This window comes from Corynebacterium sp. LK10 (assembly GCF_008042455.1).
Taxonomy (GTDB): domain Bacteria; phylum Actinomycetota; class Actinomycetes; order Mycobacteriales; family Mycobacteriaceae; genus Corynebacterium; species Corynebacterium jeikeium_D.
Map to the genome: position 1 here is coordinate 165,401 of NZ_NOVT01000017.1, position 20,633 is coordinate 186,033.

Here is a 20,633-nt window from a genome sequence, read left to right on the forward strand (position 1 = left end):
GGCTACAATCTGTTAACCGTGACATCACTTACTCCAACGACTCCGGATACCCCGTGCGATTCTCCCGATCGAGCCGCTATGGGGAGCACCGACTCCGACCTGGTTCGGTTGCGTTTTGACATTGCCTATGACGGGACCGATTTCCATGGTTGGGCTGCTCAGCGCGATAAGCCTACTGGAGAACCGGTGCGGACTGTGCAGGCGACGTTGGAATCCACTTTGGAGAAGGTGTTGCGCACTCCCGTGCAACTGACTGTGGCCGGTCGTACAGATGCCGGTGTTCATGCCTCCGGGCAGGTGGCTCACGCAGATGTTCCTGTCTCCTGTTTAGACACACGTTCTATCGCAGGGGACCCGAGTAATTTGGTTCGTCGTGTAGCGCGACTATTGCCCGCGGACGTGACGCTTCGGGGCACCTCGTTTGCGCCCCCGGGTTTCGATGCCCGCTTTTCCGCGTTACGTCGGCACTATGTCTATCGCGTCACTAGTTGCGTCAGTGGCCCGCTTCCTACCCGTGCTCGCGATACGGCCCACTGGCGGCGGTCAGTGGACATCAACCGCATGCAGGTGGCGGCTGATGCCCTACTGGGGCTCAATGACTTTGCCGCTTTTTGTCGACACAAGCCACATGCGACGACCACTAGAGATCTACAGCGGTTCCAGTGGTTCGACGTATCTACGCGGGAAGAACCAGAGCTGTACGAGGCCCATGTGACTGCCGACGCGTTCTGCTGGTCTATGGTGCGCTCACTGGTTGGGGCCTGCCTTAGTGTCGGTGAGGGGCGACGTGCGGTTGGATTCACTGAACAGTTGTTGAGTGAAGGGAAGCGTTCCCCGTTGGTCCCGGTGGCAGAGGCGCGTGGGCTCAGCCTGGTAGGTGTTGATTACCCCGGCGATGCTGATTTGGCGGCCAGGGCGGAGCAGACCCGCGAGCGTCGTGATGCCCGGACAGATGGGGACGAGGCTTAAATGTACAAGCTCTCGGTAATATTCCCTGAAGAAAGTGACCGTAGGAGGAGTGTTCGGTAGTGGTGTGGGCAATTGTTAGCTTGGTTGCGCTGCTCGTAATCCCCGGCGCTGTTGTAGTGAGAGCCAGCGGCGTTCGTACTCCGTGGGCGCTGGCCCTCGGTCCTGCGGTGACGTTTGGTATCGCAGGTACCGCAGGGTGGGCGCTCGGCGCTATCGAAGTGCGCTTCACCTTGGTCAGTGCGTCTATCTGCTGGGCCGTGACACTACTTCTCGCGCTTTGCTGGAGTGGCGGCAGCGCTTTGATTCGGCGGCGGCGCGGTAGTGTCGATCGCTCAGTGTCGGCCGAGACGCAGCCGCCCGCCGCAAGTCGATGGCGCGAGTTGGGCTATGGGCTAATCGCAAGTATCGGAGTCATCATCGCAGCGGCGGTTCTCACGTGGACCGCTATCGGCCGCATCGCTTCAATGTCCGAGGGGATGGCGACCATCCAGCAAGGCTGGGACACACTCTGGCATGCAAGTGTGCTCCGTTCGATTACGGAAGACGGCATGGCCTCGGCCACTAGAATGGGCGAGATTCAGAATGTGGAAACTCAGGCGGTGTCCTACTATCCCGCCGCATGGCATGCGTTCGGTGCGCTTTGGATATTGATTGTCCGTCTACCAATCACCGAGGCGGTCAATTACCTCGGCATTATCATTCCGGCCGTGACCATACCCACGGCGGCTGCGGCGCTGACCTGGCGAATTATTGATCGCCGAAAGCTGTCCACCGCCGTTGCTGCGGGGGTTGCGGCGCTTGTTTCCGCAGCGCTTCCGGTATTGATGCCCGTCGGGGTCTTCGTGGGGGCCTGGCCGTACCAGGTCTCGATTGCGCTAGCGATTACCGTTTTTGCCTTTGTTACGTCGCTCCCACACGCACCTCAGCGCATCTTGAGCGCTGCGCTTTCGATAATCGGTATCGGAGAGCTCCATCCGGCATCGGTGCCTACAGTCGTTATGCTCGGTGCAATTTGGTGGTTGTGCTACCGCCTGCCGCGTCCCGCGCATCCTGAACTGGGTGCGGTTCGCGCCAAGCTTTACGACGTCGCGGTGATTGCAGCCGCCTTTGTGCCAGCAGTGGCAGTACTACTGCCGCAGTGGCTTACGGGAACTTCTCAGACCGAGGATGTGCGCGCGGTTAGCGCTGAAGTAGACGACCTCGATCGTTTCGATGCGTGGTATCGAGGCGCCACAATGCTGACCCGCCACACTGAGGAATTCCGGCCGTTCTGGCCAATCATCATCCTCGGTTTCATCGGGATGGCGTTTTTGGTTTTCGCGGATACTTCGCGCCGACGGGTGTGGGTAGTACCGGCCTGGTTTGTTTCGGTGTTGATGACGACCCACGCGCTCAATCATTTTGGTGGCGTGCCGGGCGATATTCTCGCGCTGTATACGGATCTTCACTATTCGACGCCTCACCGGTTGGTGATGGTCACCGCGTACCTGTATTCCGCGCTTGCGGGTATCGCCGTTGCGTGGGGCTGCGCGTGGGCGGCTCGAATTAGTGAGTCAAAAGTGCCATCGACGGGGCGAGTTCTGGGGTTGAGCTTAGCGACGGTGAGCTCTGCTGTACTTGTGGTCTATGGAGTGGCGTCTAATGCTAGCGCTGCGGATTTCGCCTACAAGAGCCCTAGGGAATGGCAAATCATTTCCAAGGCTGACTTAAAGGCATTTGATTGGTTGGCCGAGCAGCCGGAGGCACATAAGTACCGCACGTTTACCAATCCGCCGGAGGGGTCCAGCTGGATGTACGCTCGCAATGACTTGCCGGTAGTGTTCCCGCACTATGATTGGCCAGTGGCGAATAAGTGGACTGCTACCTCAATGCTGTATTGGCACGCTGATTACCTCGGTTTTCCAGACCCCGATCGGCCGGATGGGGTGAACGATGTCGATCGCTCAGCCCGAAAGCTGAACGTGGGATTCATCTATTTGTCACCCCCGGGTATTTGGGATTCCAAGGAGGATTTAGAGTTTCCTGGTGAAGGGCTCTGGGTAGCTCCAGGGGTAACCCCTGTTTATCGAGATAGGGAAGTAACTATCTTCGCCTTCAATGACGTGATTACGCCAGAACGCATCGACGAGATGCGAGCTAGTTCTCCGGAAGTAATTCCTCCCTCGGCTACTAGGGGATGGAGCGATGGTCGGGTAGGTTAGGACACCATGCGGATGAATAAATTTATGGCAACGATCGCAGCCGGTGTGATGATGACTTTCGCGCTGGCCGGATGTGGAGACGACGAGCCGGCTAAGCCGGAAGTCTCGAATCGCTCCGTCAGTTCTTCCGCAAAGACTAAATCCTCGACTCCGCCGAAGCCGACTGAAGAGTCGACGACACCGACAAAATCAGAGACGCCGACGGAAACTCCTGCAATCACCCAGGTCAATGATGCGGATTACACCCCGGCGGACGGCCCAAATACTCGACTCTTTCAGTTGGAGGATGGCACGACACGCTGCTTCCTCAACGATCTGAGCGGTGACGCCTACTTGGCCTGCCAGGTGAATCTTGCCAATCCTCCGATGGTCGATGACGGCACGGGAAACAAGGTTCCCGCCAATGCTGTGTCCTGGAACCCGGGGGGAGTTACTTACGAGGTCCTTACGTTCCCGCCGGCGGGTGAGATGAAGACGCTGCCAGCGAATTCTCAGTTGAGCGCATTCGGTTACAACTGCGCGGCCTATGGCCCGTCTACTCTGGAGTGCTCGGGACCAGCGGGCGCTGCCACTATCGACAATGGCAATGTCACTGGTGCACAGATGCCGAAGGAGGATGTGCCTCCTGCAGCAGGCGGTCAGCCGGGTGGCCAAGAAAATGGCGCTCCGAATGACCCGGCGCAGCAGGGGGAGCCTGACGGCTCCCAGGCGCCGGGCGGTCTGCCAGATTTGGGTGCGTTGATTCCGGGACTAAACCGCTAGTTGCCCGCATAGCTAGTGGCTGCAATTCATCGGTAGTGCGGGCGGTAGATAGCGTCCAGGTGAATTCGCCCATCGCCAGTCGAGGGCACGAAGCTGGCATTTCCGCTGCTGCTGCCGTGGGCGAACCTGTACGACTGACCTCGATGATTCTCGCGATTCCAGTACACAGGTCGGGCTCATACTCTTCGACAACAACCACATCGACGGTGTCGTCTCCAGCTCGAGCGAGAAGTACTGCGCCCAGATCAAGAGCCACAGTATAGAAATGTGGACGGGACGTGCGAATCCCGACTCGATAGCCGAGCGAGAGCATTCCGATGAGCAGCTCACAAATGTCCTGATTGCCGCAGTCGACCTCCAATCGGGGGACGTTCGCGGGACACATTGTGATGGTTTGTCCACTGCTCCCGGCTCCTATGACCTGCGCCGGACCATTAGTGATAGCGATGTCACGTTGTCGGCTTAACCACAGGTGCGGTTTGCGTCCCAACGCCGCCACATGATGAGAGCGTCCAGTGCGGCGCAGCTGCACGACCTCCGCAGAGCTCTCAGTCAGAGCACATTCCGGTGCCGTCAATCGCCGTGCGCGAATACCAAGGGTTCCCAGCCGGTGGATGAGGAAGCGTAGGGCTTGGTCAGCGGAGGCTTCCACCGGAAGAGTTGCCACCAGATGTGTCCAGGGTTCAGGGGCTGTGCCGGAGCGCTCGGCTGCTCGGAAGTAGCGGTGCGCATGCTCTCCGCGGACTTCCGGCGCAATGTGATAAAAGCACAGCGCATCCAGGGTCACTGGGCTGTCGTCGGCAAGCGAGACGATATCCGCAGCGCTTAGCTGGCTTCGCAGGCCTGGTGTGAGACGTAGTCCGATGAGTTGTCCTGGTTCGGTGCGTCGCAGGCGGTCACGAAGGCTGCGGCCGCGCACAGGGACATGCGCGCCTGCAGTGATGGTTATTGCTGTAATGAGTAGCCACAATGACAATGGCATGTGAAAATCCCCCCAATATGTTCCCCACTAAAATTCCCCTGGTCGCACAGTAGCGCGGCCTGGCTTACTCTGCAGGGTAGAGATTATTTGGGGGAATAGTTTTGGGGGAAACTCATGCCACGTACGCCGACTACGCCTAGCCAGGTCAGCGGTCATCGATTCTTGATTCGTCGGATTGAGCACGCGCTTGTGCGTGCGGATTCGCGAATGCTGCACGATCCTCTGCGCACGCGTACGCGAGCACTGTTTATCGGCTGTGCGCTGGTGGTTTTACTGGCCGCCGGCACTGCGGTGCTGTCGTTGGTGCGGCCGCAGGGCGGTTCGAGCTCCAATGAGCAGCTGATTGTCGTATCGGGGTCGGAGGGCCTGCATGTACGTGTCAATGGTCGATTGCATCCAGTCGCGAATCTCGCATCGGCGCGGTTAATTTTGGGCAATCCTGCTGAGCCGAAGCGGGTGCGCAGTAGCGAGTTGGACAAAGAGGACATCAGTTTTGCTGTCGGGATTGAGGGCGCACCAGCAGTTCCGGCCGCGCCGGCAGGCTCTGGTGCCTCGGGAGCTGCCAAGAGGGGCAGTGCAGGTGCGCCGGAGTTGGCACTGTCTTTATGCGAGCGGACGGTGCAAGACCTCGGGCAGCCGTGGATTGTTGCAGAGTCGCTTGCGCGTCTTGAAGAAGTCCGTGCGGAACCGCAGCAGCTTACCCGAACCCACTCGGACAGTGCCGTCGTTGCCGATGGCCAAAACCTCTGGCTGATTACGCAGGGCTACCGCTCGCGGCTGGATGTCAACCACCCGGAGCACGCCGCTGTTTCTCGAGCGCTGGGGTTGGAACGCGCCGCAGTCCGGCCTGTCAGCCCTGCGTTGCTCAGAACGATTCCGGAGGTTCCGATTCTGGCCGCGCCAGCAATCCCGAACCGCGGCGCACCCACGCACTTCGCCGCTCCATTCGACACAGTCGGCAATGTGGTTGAGGTCGGGCAGCGGCGCGTTATCGTGCTTGACGACGGTGCCGCGATTCTCTCCCCGGTGCTAGGAGAGCTATTAGCTGCGCATAGCCCAGTTCTGCAGGCCAGTGAGGGGCAGCTGGCGGCAGTTCCCGTTGCGAATGCGCCAGCAGTCCCGGGGCTACCTGAAAAGCCGCTGACGTTTGCCGATGCTGATGGCTGGTTGTGTGCCGGCCGGATAGCAGGACGGCCGCAAGCTCTCGTGCAGTGGTCGCAGCATGCTCCGGAGGGGCGGCACGTGGATTACCCGCATGCCGACGGTTCGGGTGCGGCCGTCGACGGTTTCGTGGATGGTCGCAGCCGTGAGCGCAGCTCGATTGCAGTAAGCGTAAATGGGGCCGTACACGTCATTTCTCCAGAGGGGATGCGCTTTGCTGTGCACGATCGCACGACGTTGGCCGCCCTCGGGTTTAATGCATCAACCAATGCCGATAGCGGTGGCACGCGACCAGTGGACTGGGAAGTGCTGGCCGCGCTGCGTGGAGGCCCTGAGCTGAGTAAGCAGGCGGCGCTAGGGCCGCTGTCTGGGACGCGAGAGCAGCCAGGCACCTAGGCCCAGCGCGCATATCAGGAGCAAACCAGTCGCCCGGAGCGGTGCATTGCGCTCCTGCGAAGAAAGCAGATTCGGCGGAGCCGGTGCGGTAGCGGGATTGGCGTCGTGCTGCGCGGCGGTGTCCACAGTGGTCCAAATCAGAGCGTCATACGGTGCAATGATGCCGCGACCAAGGCCGAGGTCGGAACTAATTGGGCTCGCGGAATTAAGGATGATGTCGCGAACCTGTGCTGGGGAAAGCTCTGGGTTTCGTGCCAGCAGCAGGGCAGCCGTTCCCGACACGGCTGGCGTGGCAAAACTGGTGCCGTCGATTTGCTGAGCTCGGGTGTTATCCCCGGACCCGAACACGTGGCGGTCTATGAGGCCGGTAGGGGTGCGCGGATCGGGACCGAGTACGGGACCGCCGGGAGCGGAGACATTGACCCATTGTCCCGTGATTGCATACTCCGCGGGTTGTGCTTGGCCAGCATCGTCGAACTGTACTGCTGATACTGCGATTACCTCCGGCAGGACTGCGGGCCACGCTACGGATCCGGCCTGACAACTATCGCCCTTATTTCCTGCCGCTGCGACCACTACTGCGCCTGAGATTTCCGCACGTGCGACGCTTTCGGCAACATCTGTTGCACCTTGGGGCATTACACCTGCCGGGGCACACGATGTGAGCGAGATATTGATAACCCTCGCGCCCTCCGCGACGGCCCTGTCGATAGCTTGTGCCAGCGACTCCAAATTGCCTTCGCCATCGGCCGTTTGTCTTATCGACAACACGTGCGCGTCGGGCGCCAGTCCCGCGAAACCATCGGCACCGGGCCGGCCTGCAATAATGCCGGCTACTAGAGTTCCGTGACCGTCGCAGTCTACGAACCCACTGTCGCCGTCGACAAAATCGCCACCGTCGAGAACCTCGCCCAGGCGCTCATTGGGTGAGACCCCGGTATCGATCACCGCCACCGTAATCCCCGCACCCGTCGTCAGTTGCCATGCTTGGCGAAACCGAAGAGTTTTTTCGATCACTGTCGGTTCACGCAGTGCGCTTTCCGACGACAGCATCGTGGCCACGCAGTCCTGGCTGTTCTGGGCAGCCGCTATTGGGGCGATGCCCGACGGTGCTACTGCGGTGGCCGCCGTCAACGTGGAGATAAGCACTGTGGAAAGGGCGGTCGTGGCGGTGAGACGGGTTTTTATGGCATTCATGAAAAGTGGGTTTTTCACTGGAAGAACCCACTTACGAACTCAGGGAATTCGGCAATGATGGCCGCAATGGGCAGAAGGACGGCGATGCTGCAGGCCTCGGTTAGCTCAGCTATGCGGCGCGTTGTAGGTGAGATGCGTGACGCTGGAAATGCGGCTAAGGCGGTGGCTGCAAGCATTGGGACGACAAGGCCAGCGGAAACTGGCCAATTGCCTTCGAACCACTGTTGAAAGGCGACAGCCACAATGACGGCAAGACCAGCTAAAGCAGTGCAGGTGGAAGCTACTTTCCGGGCTTGGCCACGGGAGTGAATTGCACAAAAGACTATGACAGCAGCAGCCATGCCCAGAGGCCACCACCTGTTCGCATAGGCTCCGGAGAAAAGAACCACCAGGGTGAAGATGCTGAGACTTCCGGTGCCACTGCAGAGGATGCCGTCGAGAATCCAACCCGCTCGCTTAGGTGCGGTGTGGGATATTTCGGGAGTTTCGCTGTCATCGAAGCTCTCTCCGGCGGCAGGGACTTTGGGTACGCGAATACCGGCAGCCTTGATAGCCAGGGAAGGTGCCAGCAGTATCAGGATGACTGCACTAGCAGCGGTGAGTGCTCCTGATTGAACCGAGTTCTGGAAAAGTGCGACAGCCGCAGCGTAAATACCGAAGGTAACTGCAGCGCTGAGACCCGCGGCGCCCAGGGTAACAGTGATGCGGTTGTCGCCGTCGTCGGTATTGGAAATGAGAAAAACCAAACCGGTGACGGCAAGCGCGACGCTAATCGCAGCAGTCGGCGGCCAGTCGGTGAGTATGCGGTGTAGGTCGAGGCCGACGAAGCAGAGCCCCGAAGCGGTGCCCAGAATGAGCACTTGCAGCTCCAGGGACATGACAATCGCCGGTTTTGCGCTACGCAACAGAGCCAGGCGCAGTCCACCGGCTACTGCCAGCAGCGCGATGAAGCTGATTGCCGCGGCCAGTGTGGAATCGGTACTGCTCAAGCTCAGTGAGGCAGCTGCAATTGAAGCTGTGGCCACGAGGGCGGCGGTACAGCCAACAACCAAATCAGCCGTACCGATACCGTCGGTATAGGTGGTGTCGGTAATAGCATCGGCGGCATCGAAGAGCCGAGGTTTGGGCACGGGCCCTGGGTCGTTGATAACAACCAGGCGTTCGCCTGGCGCAATACCGGCATCGTTCAGGGTGTCGTCGGCAAGCAGTATCGTGCCAGCGGCGGTCCGTAGCTGCCACTGTGCCAGCGGGAAGTCCGCAATGTCGATATCGAAAATTTGCAGGATATCCGGTACGAGTGCGGCGATTGCGACGTTGGTCGGTAACGCAAGGTCTGCGTGTGCTCGGTTGGTGTCTTCGGGCATGTGTGCGGCATCAATGCGCACGCGAATGAGTTCCCCCAGCATGTATTTCCCCCATGAATTCTGCATGCTTTAGTCCCTCTAGAGTGGCGTACAACTCGTTAGAGCGCTACTCGGGGTAGTAACTGCGCGTGCCCCCGCTATCAGTTTCGGCCATGCGCTGCGAGAATCCGGAGTGTGTTTTAAGCTATGTGCACACCGATTGGTCGGGGGATTGGCCGTCGAGTGAACACAAGGGGCGACACATAGCGGGGGGATTTTTGTGACTAGTGCACGGGCGGGGATTTCGGCTACCCGAAAAGCGGGGCCACAGCCTATGACGGGCACAATCGCGCCGGATGCGCCACCGGAAGCGCCGGAGCCACAGCCGGTGCCGCTGATGCGTGCACTCATGCCGTTGATCATGGTCGTGGCGGTGGTTGGCATGGTGGTGTTGATGTTTGTCTCTGGGATGGGACGTAACCCGATGTCGTTTATGTTTCCGCTGATGATGGTGTTTTCCACTGTGGGCATGATGGTGTCGGGCGGGGCGGGAAATAAGGACATGGCACCGGCGCGAAAGGACTATCAGAGGCATTTGTCCAGTATTCGCCGGGCGGTGGCGAAAGCAGCGAGGATGCAGCGTGAATCGGCGCAGTTTATCCACCCTCGGCCTGGAACTCTGTGGCAGCTGGGGGCGATGGGGCGGGCGTGCGAACGCCGAAAGGGGGACCCGGATTTCTTGCAGCTGCGCATCGGGGTGGCAACGCAGCAGCCCGCAACGCCTGTGACACCGCCGGCAATTCCGGCGCCCGAGAAACTGGATCCGGTTTCCGCCGTAGCACTGCGGGAAGTTATTCGATCGGCTCGTCAGGTTGAGGGAGTGCCCTTTGCCATAGATGTGTCGGCCTTTGAGATCATCGCCCTCACTGGAGATACCGCGGCGCAGGGGCTGGCTCGAGCGATGGTCGCCCAAGCCGCTGCCTTGCATCATCCGGAGGATTGCCTGATTGCAGTTGTGGGAGATGGGTGGGAATGGCTGAAATGGACACCACACCACGGACACCCCGCAGTTACTGATGCCTGTGGCTCAGCGCGGTTGCGGGCAGCGACGTGTGCGCAGCTGACGGAGCTGCTCACGGCTATCGACACACTGCCAGCTGCAGTGCTGATTGTGCTGGCGGATTCGAGCGGACAGCTCGATGTCACTGAACTGACACCGATTTTTGACGCGGCGGGGTCGGAGACCTCGGTAGTTCTGCTGACCGTCGTGGAGGCGCAGTCAACGTTGTGGGAGGCCGCGGTTAACCATGGCATCGCGCTGGTCGTTTCCACTACTGCTGTGCATGCGGAAACCGCGTCCGGAAGGGAGGAGATTGGTGTACCTGATCAGCTGAGTCCAGCAGAAGCGGAAGTTCTTGGGCGGAGCTTGGCGCGTTTTGAAGTGCCAACAAGCGCAGATGATTCTGTTAAGACCTCGGAAGATCCGGTTATGGAGGAGCTCGGGTTGTATCCGCCTCCGACAACTCTGCGCTACCGACCGCGCTCTGGCAGTGCTCGTCTGCGTATTCCCGTTGGGGCTGATGACGGCGGCGCGCCGGTCTATCTGGATTTTAAGGAGAGCGCCGAGGGCGGCATGGGCCCACACGGTCTGTGCGTTGGTGCCACAGGATCGGGTAAGTCGGAATTCCTCCGAACGACCGTGGTAGGGCTCGCAGCCACGCACAGTCCGGATCAGTTGAACTTTGTGCTGGTGGACTTCAAAGGAGGGGCGACGTTTCTGGGACTGGATCAATTGCCTCATGTCTCGGCGGTGATTACCAACTTGGAGCAGGAGCTTATCCTGGTCAACCGCATGGAAGACGCACTGCGCGGTGAGATGACGCGGCGCCAAGAGCAGTTACGTGCTGCGGGGAATTTCGCCGGTGTCAGTGACTATGAACAGGCCCGGCGCTCTGGGCAGATAGATGCGCCACCTATGCCCGCGTTGCTGATTGTGGTGGATGAGTTTTCGGAGCTGCTCTCCGCACGCCCGGAGTTTGCCGAGCTCTTCGTTGCGATTGGTCGGTTGGGGCGCAGTCTGCACATGCATTTGCTGCTGGCCAGTCAGCGTCTGGAGGAAGGCCGCTTGCGCGGGCTGGAAAGCCATCTTTCCTATCGCATCGGGCTGAAGACCTTTTCCGTCGCGGAGTCCCGCAGCGTGTTGGGAGTTCCGGACGCCTATCATCTGCCGGCCATCCCGGGCATTGGGTATATCAAATCTGCTGCCGCCGAGCCGGTGCGTTTTCGGTCGGCGTATGTTTCCGGCCCGGTGGTCCGTCCGCAGCCTGTTGACGGTGCGGCGGCTGGGGCAGAGCAGGGGCTGCAGGGCCAGGTCGCCGCTGTCGCTGAATTTACCGCTGAAAATTGGACGCGGGAAGCTCTCGGTGCGTCGTCAAGCGATGGTGGAATGGTGGATCCGCCTGTGCAGACATCGGAGCAGACGGTGCTCGGTGCCGTGGTGGCAGCGGTCTCGCACGTACCGACACGTGCGCATCGCGTGTGGCTGCCACCATTACCGGAGGCCATCGAGCTCCAGCCCGACGAGCAGCTGCCGCGACAGCGGTTGACCGGTGTGATTGGGCTGGTGGACAAGCCGCTGTTTCAGCGCCAAGACCCACTGCGGATTGACCTGCGCACAACCGGCGGGCACGTGGCAATCGTCGGAGCTCCGCGGTCAGGAAAGACCACTGCTGCACGCACAGCGGTCCTCGCGCTTGCCGACGGCATCAGCGCCCGTGACCTGCATTTTTATATCGTTGATTGTGGTGCGGGCGGCTTGAGCGACCTGGCGGAGTTGCCGCATGTCGCGTCGGTTGCACACCGCGGAGACGAGGAGCTTATTCGCCGTACGCTTGGTTTTTTGCGTCGTGAGGTAAGTCGTCGGGAACAGCTCTTTCGCACTAATGGATGGCTCTCGTCGGAAGCAGCACGGGCGGCAGGGCAGCCAGATTCGGTGTTGGTCATTGACGGCTGGGGTGCGTTCAAAACGGAGTTTCCGGCGCTGAGTGACGATGTGCAGGCGCTGGTTGCAGATGGATTGGCGGTGGGAATTCATGTCCTGCTGACAGCCCATCGGTGGACGGACATGAGACCTGCCGTTCGCGACCTGATTGGTACTCGGATTGAGCTGCGTCAGGCGGAGTCGATGGATTCAATGATTGATCGTAAGGCAGCGGAGCTGGTGCCGGAGAGCCCAGGACGTGGGGTCGCGCCGGGCGGCTTTGCGATGTTGGTAGCTCTCACCGGTGCTGCGGACACCAAGCGGATTGTAGAGACGGTGCCACACGGTGAGCAGGCGCCCAAGCTCCAGTTGTTGCCGCGGCGGATTGATATTGCGCGTTTGCCGCGACCAGCGGCCGCGACGAGAGGTGCGATTGCAGTGGGTCTCGAAGAAGCCGGTCTGGGCGCGGTGATATTCCACCCCGAAAAGGATCGCCACCTACTGATATTCGGTTCGGCGGGCAGTGGCAGAACCGCCGCGCTGAGGGGCATCGTTCACCAGCTGCGGTACTCGCAGTTGGACTCGAAATTCGTCGTGATTGACTACCGCCGTGGGCTCATGGAGGCCGTGCCCCAAGAGCGGCTGGCCGGCTATGCAGGCTCGGCTGCGGTGGCGACGCCCATGCTGGCAGAGCCGGCAGAGGTACTGAAGGCTCGTCTCCCGCAACCGGATATCACCCCAGCGCAGTTGAAGGCCCGAAATTGGTGGAGTGGTCCAACCATCAATGTCATCGTGGATGACTATGACCTCGTGGCTGGCTCACGGGGTAACCCCTTGCAGCCGCTGGCAGAAGTCATCGCTCACGCCGCCGACATTGGGCTCAATATCTTTTTCGCCCGTCGAATCAGCGGGGCGTTGCGTTCCCTCCACGACCCGGTCATGGGGGCGGTTAAGGATCAGGGCGCCAGCGTCTTTGTCATGGATGGCACACGCGACGACGGCCCCATCCTCGGCGTAAAGCCCTGCGAACAGCCTCCGGGTCGTGGCTATTGGGTGGCGCACGGCCAGAGTCCGCAGGTTGTGCAGTTGGGTTTGTTGGATACTGCTGGTGACCAGGAGGACAGTTGATGATTCGGGTCGATTCTCCTGACACCACTCAGACCCCGACGCTGCGCCACGGTACCTGGCATCTGTGGGGACTCGCGGCACCTGCAGACACCACAGAACTGGCGGTGCATGGCCCTAGACCGCTTCTCGAGAGCATGCAAACAGTCATTGTGCCCAGCTATTGGGGTGCTGTGCGACAGTGCCGGCTGGCCTCCGCGCTATTGGCTGCCGAACTCAATCCGTACATTCTGACGCTTGCCGACGCCGTTGTGGAACTCGATGAGGCAACTGTGTCTCATAGCGTGTTGGTGGAAGTAGAGGAAACGCGTGTCTGTGTCACTCGTCTGAGCGGTGGGCACATTGCCAGTCGGATGACACATTTGGTCGGAGCGAACGACAGCGCACCGCTGGTGGAAACAGTTATTGCGCTGGCTTATCAGCTGACCATGTATCCGGATGTACCCCAGGGGATACCTGATGATGTGGAAGTTAGCGGTGGGCGCGGTATTACCGAGTATCCGCCCCGCTGGCAGGAGGATATTGAGTTCATCGTCGGCGAAGTTCCACCTGGGCTAGCGAACCCGCGGCGAGCTCTACTAGTCGATCGTCTGCGCGACCGTGGGTTTTTGGTCTTCGACTGTCCAGCCTCGCGGCTCGGGGAGTGCGTAAATCCGGCCTGGTTGAAAAGCATCGGCGACGCTGAAGCCGGTGAAGTGGAGCAATTGGAGGATCTCGCGGGGAGGCGTCCTGCAGCCAGGGTAGAAGCCAGCGCAGTGTCGAATCAAAGCACGGTTGTGTCAGTAGCTGCCGTTGGTTTGTTGACGGTGGTAGTGCTGATTGTTGGGATTGCTGCATGGCTCATTAGTGGCGGCATAGGCAGGGAGAACGAGGGGAGGCAGAAGCAGCGTGAGACATCGCACGCACAGGCTCCTCCTGTAACTACGCCGCCTGTAACTACGCCTCCACCCACATCGAAACCGGTTCCCGATTCTGCTCCAGTAGTCACGCTGGCCAATGCAGGCGTGGAAGCTCGGTTTCCCGGCGGGTGGGAGCTTGATTCGGCAAGTCCGTTCGACCGTCTGATTGCGGTGGATGGCGGAGATATGCGCGTATTGGTGCTCGCTAATCCGCTTTCGCAGGACATGGCGCTTGAACATCTAGCAGCAGCTTTGAGTAGCTCCGTTGCCGGGGATGAGACAAAGTCCGCGCCGGAACGCAGGCAAGTACTGGGCACCGATGTCGTAGTCGTAGAGGAGCGGCTGCCGTCAGGTAATTCGATAGTGCTCTGGCATCACAAAGTGATGGACGGAACTCAAGTCAGTGTGGGGTGCCAGTTCAGAGGAAGGACTATTACGCCGGTACGGCCCGTATGCGACCAGGCAGTAGTAAGCGCTCGGCCGGTGCCGTAATACGCGAGGGGCGTAGAGAAAGTGACTGGGGGATGGGCGGGGGTAGGCAGGGGTAAAGGTTGGAAAACCAAAATGGAACCGAATCGGGGTTTTTCGCGCCAAACAATATGACGGGTTTTTAACGCGGGAAGCTGGCTGGCTCGCGCGGGGAGGTAAAAATGCCGTCGTTAATCAGTCACTCAACACGAATAAGGGGGAAACAGTGGCAAACCTATTTGCAGCCGAATCAGATCAAATGACCACTACCGCGGGGGACGTCGATGGCGTCAACTCGGAAGTACAGGGCGAGCTGGGGCGCATTCGAGGCGTCGTGGACGGTCTGGCGGGGGAATGGAAGGGCCAGGCTAAAGACAGCTTCGATGATCTGATGCTTCGTTGGGATGACGCAGCTATGCGTCTATCCAATGCGCTGACGGATATCGCGGATAACATCCGCGCAAATTCCAGCAGCTTCGATGCGGGCGAGGACGAGGGGGCGTCGTCGTTCAAGCAGGTGGCAGCAGCGGGTGCGTCGTTGCTGAACCTCTAAACGTTTTATCGAATCGCACAACCACAACACTGAATCACACAACACACATCACCTTTTGGGGAAAGGGTTCTTAATGCAACCAATTAGGTACAGTTTTGGCGGCATCGACGGTGCTGCCGATGACATTCGGTCCACTTCTGGCACCATCAACGGGCTGCTCGGAGATTTGAAGAAGCGCATCGCGCCGATGGTCTCTACGTGGGAGGGTGACTCTTCGGATTCTTACCAGGAGGCTCAGCGTGAATGGGACACAGCAGCGGAGGAGCTCAATATGATTCTCACGACTATCGCGGATACGGTCAGCGCAGGTAGCCAGCGAATGGCGGATATTAACCGCCGCGCGGCAGCTAGCTGGGGATAGCTTGGTTCCTGATTGAGGCACTTTTGATTGAGCTATGTAACCGGGGGAGGGGAGGACATTGCTCAATTGAGATCTTCAGTTAGGTATCTGCCTTTGAAGTATTCTTGCTAGCAGCACTCCAGGGGGGAAAGGCCAGTCTCAGCAGTTTGCGGCTGAGACTGGCTTTGGCATTTTTTGCTCTAGTGCCATCTCAAGGTAGAGTAGGCAAACTGTGTGCGCACACGTGAATGTTGCCTCGGGTCTCCACCGGCCGCCGGGGAATAACAACAGTGTGCACAGTGGCTGGCAAATCTACACGGACCCTAAAAGGAGTCATGTTGTCTACTTTCCATCCGAAGGACGGTGACATCGAGCGCAAGTGGTACGTCATCGACGCTACCGACGTTGTTCTCGGCCGTCTGGCTACTCACGCCGCAGACTTGCTGCGCGGTAAGGGCAAGGCTTACTTCGCCCCTAACGTCGACTGCGGTGACCACGTCATCATCATCAACGCCGATAAGGTGCACGTCTCCTCGAACAAGCGGGAACGTGAGATGCGCTACCGCCACTCGGGCTTCCCGGGCGGCCTGAAGTCGATGACCCTGGGTCGTTCCCTCGAGGTTCACCCGGAGCGTGTTATCGCTGAGGCTATTGAGGGCATGATGCCGCACAACAAGCTTTCGCGTGCGTCCATCAAGAAGCTGCACGTCTTCGCCGGTTCCGAGCACCCGTTCGCCGGTCAGAAGCCTGAAAACTACGAGATCAAGGCGGTGGCACAGTGACCAACCCACAGGACGTCAATGAGAACCAGAACGTAGAGGCCACCGAGGCTTCCTACGATGATGTTCAGGCTGCCGCTGCTGCTGCCACTGAAGAGTTCACCTCTTCCATCGGCGACGCAGTTGCTACCGAGACCGAGGCTGAGGCTGCTCCGGCTGCACCGCTGACCCTGGATCGTCCGATTCAGACTGTCGGTCGTCGTAAGCGCGCTGTCGCCCGCGTCGTTCTGACCGCTGGTTCCGGCAAGATTGTCTGCAACGGCCGCGAGCTCGAGGATTACTTCCCGAACAAGCTGCACCAGCAGGAGATCAAGGATCCGCTGGTCCTGGTCGAGCGCGAGAGCCAGTTCGACATCAAGGCCAACATCAACGGTGGTGGCCCGTCCGGTCAGGCCGGTGCTCTGCGCCTGGCTATTGCTCGTGCCCTGAACGAGTTCAACCCGGAGGAGCGCAGCGTTCTCAAGAAGGCTGGCTTCCTCACCCGCGACGCTCGTGCTGTCGAGCGCAAGAAGGCTGGTCTGCACAAGGCCCGTCGCGCACCGCAGTACTCCAAGCGTTAAGCTTTACTGCTTCGAAAAGCACCTCAGTTTGCGTATTACACGCAAGCCGAGGTGCTTTTTTGGGTTAAAGTCCGCCGTGACCAGGCATGGCTGCATTTTTGAGACAAGCCCCGTACGTTAGACTTTTATCCGTTAAAAATTGCCACGAGAATCGTTTATCGCGGTGCGATTGCAGTGCGATGAAAGTGCGATTGCAGTGCGATGGGAAGAAGGAAATCGTATGGCGGTGAGCACCACAGCCACCAAGACCTCCGACGCGAAGAGCTCCTCTAGCTCGTCGTCGGTGGCGAAGCATCCCTTCCGCATTCGACGCGTACCAGGCATTGATGGGCTGCGCGGTCTGGCCGTTGCCACAGTGGTGATCTACCACTACTTCGATAATGTGCTGCCCGGTGGCTACATCGGTGTGGATATCTTCTTCGTGCTCTCCGGATTTCTTATCACCTCGCTTCTGGTGCGCGAACGCGCGGTCACTGGGCGCATCGATCTAAAAGATTTCTGGCTCCGTCGACTGCGCCGCATCGCTCCGGCTGCGATGTTCGTGTTGTTTATTTCCATCGCCGTCGCAGGTCTGGTCGGCGGGGATCCCGCTGTTGGCTTGTCGACGCAGTTTCTCGGCACGGTCTTTTTCGTCAATAACTGGACGCAGATTGCGGGCTCTCAGTCCTATTTCGCGGATTCCGGAGTGCAGCTGTTAGCGCACTACTGGTCACTGTCGGTGGAGGAGCAGTTCTACTTGCTCTGGCCATTGATCTTTGTGGCTCTTCTCGCCTTGAAGCTGGCATCTCGCAAGCTGGCAGCAGTGGCGGGCATTGGGGCGGTTGCTTCTTTCGTGTGGATGGTCTCGCTCTACGATCCGAAGGTCGACCCCACGAGGGTCTACTACGGTACCGATACTCACGCCTTTGGTCTCCTGTTTGGCGCGGCCCTCGCATTGTGGTTGACATCGACGTCGTCACGCGCAGAGGCGGACTCCTGGCCACGCACGGAACCCCTCCTGCGGGACTTCTTTGGCAGTTCCGCCCAGGCTTTCGTAGTGGCCTCGCTGCCGCTGATCTTCCTTTCGTTGGTTCTGCTGATGATGTCGGATACCGCGTCGGCGACTTACCGCGGTGGGTTGGTGTTCGCCTCGTTGCTGTCGGCGGCGATTCTCTATCTTGTCGTTCGCGGTGTCTCACCCGTGCGTCAGATTTTTGAGTTCAAGCCACTGTGCTGGCTGGGAAAGATTTCCTTCTCGCTGTACCTGTGGCACTGGCCGGTCATCGTGCTCATCCGCGAACTGCTGGAGCGCAATGAGGCCATGCAGTATGAGAACCTCGCTGCCTTCGCAGGCATCGCGCTATCGCTGCTTTTGGCGAACTGGTCGTACAAGAATGTGGAATCGCCAATTCGCCGGATGGGTTACCGCCGTTGGATGTTGCAGTTTTCGGGCACGCAGTTTGCCGGTTCCTGGAAGCCGCGCGTTGCAGCAGGGCTGGCGCTGGTCGTCGTGGTTGGTGCAGTTGTGGGAATGGCTACGGCGCCGAAGATGACGCGTTTGGAGGCACAGCTACAGGAGGCAGCTGAGCGCCGTGCACAGGCACAAAAGGCGGAGGAAGCCGAGTTGGCCAAGCGTGTTATGCCGCGTGGTGACCAGATCACTGCTATCGGCGACTCTGTGATGCTCGCCTCGGCGTCGGCGTTGGAAGAGAAGCTGCCCGGTATCTATATCGATGCGGCTGTTTCCCGTGGTTATCCGGCCGCCCCGGAGATCATCGCGAGTATGAAGGCGGCGGGTACGCTCGATCCATTCGTCGTGCTGGGCCTTGGTATCAATCAGTCGGCTGCGGCATCGGACGAACACCTGTTGGATGAGATCCTCGATTCGCTGGGTGAAGACCGCATCATTGTCCTAATCAACCCGTACGGTGATCGTGTGTGGATGCCGCAGTCGGAGAGGGAAGTCCTCGACGCGGCAAAGAAGCGCGACAATGTCTATGTGGCTGACTGGTGCCATGGTGTGCGTGATGATTTGTCCAAGCTGCGCGCGGACCTTATCCACCCGACCCCCGATGGCGCCGAGGTCTATGCCAATGCCGTGGTCGATGCTTTCCAGCAGTATGCGAAGAACAAGAAACGCATTCCGGACACCTGCGGAATCTAATAAAAATCTAGTTAGTAGTGTTTCCACGGTAAAGTAAGTGGCTGTGGCCAAACAAAAGTCTTCCTCCAGTCACCGTGGATTAAAGATTTTCCTCGGCATCGTCCTCGGTATCTTCGCGCTCTTCGGTGTGTTTTACGCTGTCGATTACGTGCTGAACAAGGACCATGTCCCGCGCGGGTCTACCGTTGCGGGGATTGACATCAGCACGCTGAGCGCGAATCACGCTGAGGCGAAGCTCGAAGAGCAGCTCGGTGATCTTTCCACTCACCCAGTGGCGTTGCGTGCCGGCGAACGCACGGCGGAGGTTCTGCCCGAGGAGGCGGGGCTGAGCATCGACTGGGAGAAGACGGTCGCGCAGGCGGGCAAGCAGACGGCAAACCCAGTTACCTGGGTGCGCAGTTTCTTTACTACCCGTGAGCTGGATTTGGTCAGCGATATCGATAACTCTAAGTTCGAGCCGCAGGTCGACCGTCTCGTCGGCGAACTGACTATTGCTCCCGTCGATGGTGAGGTCAAGCTTGTCGACGGCCGCGTGGAAACAACTCCACCGGTCATCGGCCAAGATGTCGACCGCAATGCGGTCAGCGGGGATTTGGCCGCCAAGTGGTTGTCGCCGGAGGGCATCGATGTAGAGACCACCGCGCACGACCCGGCTATCGGTGAGGAGCAGGTCCGTGAGGCAGCTGAGGGAGAGGCCGCCGATGCGGTGTCGGGCCCCATTGTTGCCAAGGGCCGTGATGGCAAAGATGGTGTAATTCCGCCGGAGCGCATGGCTGAAATCATCAGCTTTGTGCCGCGCGACGGCGGATTGGCCGCTGATATCAATGTCGACCGCGCACGCGAGATCCTCGAGGAGGGGCTGGCTGCTTCCGAGGTTGATAAGCGCAATGCGTCGATACGCTTTAGCGGTGGTGCGCGTGAAGTGGTCCCCTCGGTTGATGGCGTGGCCGTGAAGTGGGATGAAACTATGAAGGACTTCGCCGAGCGTGTGACTTCGACGGATAAGCGCGAGTTCGATGCGGTCTACGAGGACAAGCCCGCCACCTACACCACCGAACAAGCGGAAAGTGCCACCTTCGATGATGTCATTGGTGAGTTCACCACCGGTGGCTTCAGCTCGGCATCGGGAACAAACATTGCCCTGGTGTCGCAGATGGTCAACGGCGCATTCGTGGCGCCGGGCGATACATTCAGTCTGAACGGCTACACGGGTCCGCGCGGTACTGCGCAGGGTTTTGTCGAGTCGGGCATCATCCTCAACGGCCATGCGGACAAGGCTGTCGGTGGTGGCATTAGCCAGTTCGCCACCACTTTGTACAATGCTTCGTACTTTGCGGGCATGGAGGATGTCGCGCACACCCCGCACAGTTACTACATTTCGCGTTACCCGGCCGGCCGTGAGGCGACGGTGTACGAGGGTGCAATCGACCTAGCGTTTAAGAACAGTTCCGACACTCCGATTCTTATCGAGGCCGTTACTACTGGTTCCGACGTCACTGTGCGCATCAAGGGTGTGAAGAAGGTCAACGTCGAGTCCATCAATGGTGGCCGTTGGGCATACACGCAACCACAGCGTATGCAGGTCAGTGGCAGCTCTTGCCAGCCGTCGTCGGGTGCGCAGGGCTTCACCACTTCTGATACACGCGTTATTCGGGACCTCTCGGGCGCGGAAATCTCGCGTGAAACTCAGACTACGGTTTATGACCCGCAGCCAATTGTGTCCTGTGGCTAGTCTGGATTCGCCTGCGCGACCGGCTAAAGTAATACAGCATTGA

The 20,633-nt window shown here is 59.5% G+C and carries 14 protein-coding genes; 11 read left to right on the forward strand and 3 right to left on the reverse strand.

Annotated elements, in window-relative coordinates:
• Window positions 1-78 precede the first annotated feature (78 nt).
• The gene (locus CHU70_RS06245) at window positions 79-969 is read left to right on the forward strand and encodes a tRNA pseudouridine(38-40) synthase TruA (protein WP_042388414.1); all 891 of its coding nucleotides are present in this window, start codon (window positions 79-81) and stop codon (window positions 967-969) included.
• Window positions 970-1,028: 59 nt separating this feature from the next.
• Entirely contained in the window at window positions 1,029-3,170 is a 2,142-nt protein-coding gene (locus tag CHU70_RS06250) for a DUF6541 family protein (RefSeq protein WP_016422082.1), read from the forward strand.
• Between the two features lie 589 nt (window positions 3,171-3,759).
• Here CHU70_RS06250 and CHU70_RS06255 read toward each other — a convergent pair.
• The gene (locus CHU70_RS06255) at window positions 3,760-4,914 is read right to left on the reverse strand and encodes a hypothetical protein (protein WP_016422084.1); all 1,155 of its coding nucleotides are present in this window, start codon (window positions 4,912-4,914) and stop codon (window positions 3,760-3,762) included.
• A 114-nt stretch (window positions 4,915-5,028) separates the two neighbouring features.
• On the opposite strand from CHU70_RS06255, the gene eccB reads away from it, so the two are divergent.
• A complete protein-coding gene (gene eccB, locus CHU70_RS06260) occupies window positions 5,029-6,471 on the forward strand; it encodes a type VII secretion protein EccB (RefSeq protein ID WP_016422085.1) in 1,443 nt (480 codons plus the stop codon).
• Here eccB and mycP read toward each other — a convergent pair.
• Both mycP and eccD read right to left on the reverse strand, forming a co-directional pair.
• Window positions 6,430-7,668: a type VII secretion-associated serine protease mycosin gene (gene mycP / locus CHU70_RS06265; RefSeq protein ID WP_222865515.1), complete on the reverse strand. Its 1,239-nt coding sequence runs from the start codon at window positions 7,666-7,668 to the stop codon at window positions 6,430-6,432. The genes eccB and mycP overlap by 42 nt on opposite strands.
• Window positions 7,669-7,682: 14 nt before the next feature.
• Window positions 7,683-9,098, reverse strand: coding sequence for a type VII secretion integral membrane protein EccD (gene eccD, locus CHU70_RS06270; protein ID WP_231367175.1), 1,416 nt, complete (start codon window positions 9,096-9,098; stop codon window positions 7,683-7,685).
• A 247-nt stretch (window positions 9,099-9,345) separates the two neighbouring features.
• On the opposite strand from eccD, the gene eccCa reads away from it, so the two are divergent.
• From eccCa to CHU70_RS06310, 8 genes are all read left to right on the forward strand, one after another.
• Window positions 9,346-13,119, forward strand: a complete 3,774-nt coding sequence (gene eccCa / locus CHU70_RS06275; protein WP_147739786.1) for a type VII secretion protein EccCa — start codon at window positions 9,346-9,348, stop codon at window positions 13,117-13,119.
• Window positions 13,119-14,507 (forward strand): type VII secretion-associated protein, encoded by a 1,389-nt coding sequence (locus CHU70_RS06280; RefSeq protein WP_016422089.1) that lies wholly within the window; start codon window positions 13,119-13,121, stop codon window positions 14,505-14,507. The genes eccCa and CHU70_RS06280 overlap by 1 nt, the downstream gene beginning before the upstream one ends.
• Before the next feature lie 202 nt (window positions 14,508-14,709).
• Window positions 14,710-15,036, forward strand: coding sequence for a WXG100 family type VII secretion target (locus tag CHU70_RS06285; RefSeq protein WP_005510029.1), 327 nt, complete (start codon window positions 14,710-14,712; stop codon window positions 15,034-15,036).
• A gap of 73 nt (window positions 15,037-15,109) precedes the next feature.
• The gene (locus CHU70_RS06290; protein ID WP_016422090.1) at window positions 15,110-15,397 is read left to right on the forward strand and encodes a WXG100 family type VII secretion target; all 288 of its coding nucleotides are present in this window, start codon (window positions 15,110-15,112) and stop codon (window positions 15,395-15,397) included.
• Between the two features lie 317 nt (window positions 15,398-15,714).
• Window positions 15,715-16,158, forward strand: a complete 444-nt coding sequence (rplM, locus tag CHU70_RS06295) for a 50S ribosomal protein L13 (RefSeq protein WP_005509852.1) — start codon at window positions 15,715-15,717, stop codon at window positions 16,156-16,158.
• A complete protein-coding gene (rpsI, locus tag CHU70_RS06300; protein WP_016422091.1) occupies window positions 16,155-16,715 on the forward strand; it encodes a 30S ribosomal protein S9 in 561 nt (186 codons plus the stop codon). Before rplM ends, rpsI begins: the two co-directional genes overlap by 4 nt.
• A 220-nt stretch (window positions 16,716-16,935) precedes the next feature.
• Complete coding sequence (locus CHU70_RS06305; protein ID WP_016422092.1) at window positions 16,936-18,858, forward strand: acyltransferase family protein; 1,923 nt, start codon at window positions 16,936-16,938, stop codon at window positions 18,856-18,858.
• A gap of 43 nt (window positions 18,859-18,901) precedes the next feature.
• Entirely contained in the window at window positions 18,902-20,590 is a 1,689-nt protein-coding gene (locus tag CHU70_RS06310) for a VanW family protein (RefSeq protein ID WP_042389147.1), read from the forward strand.
• The last annotated feature ends 43 nt before the right edge of the window (window positions 20,591-20,633 follow it).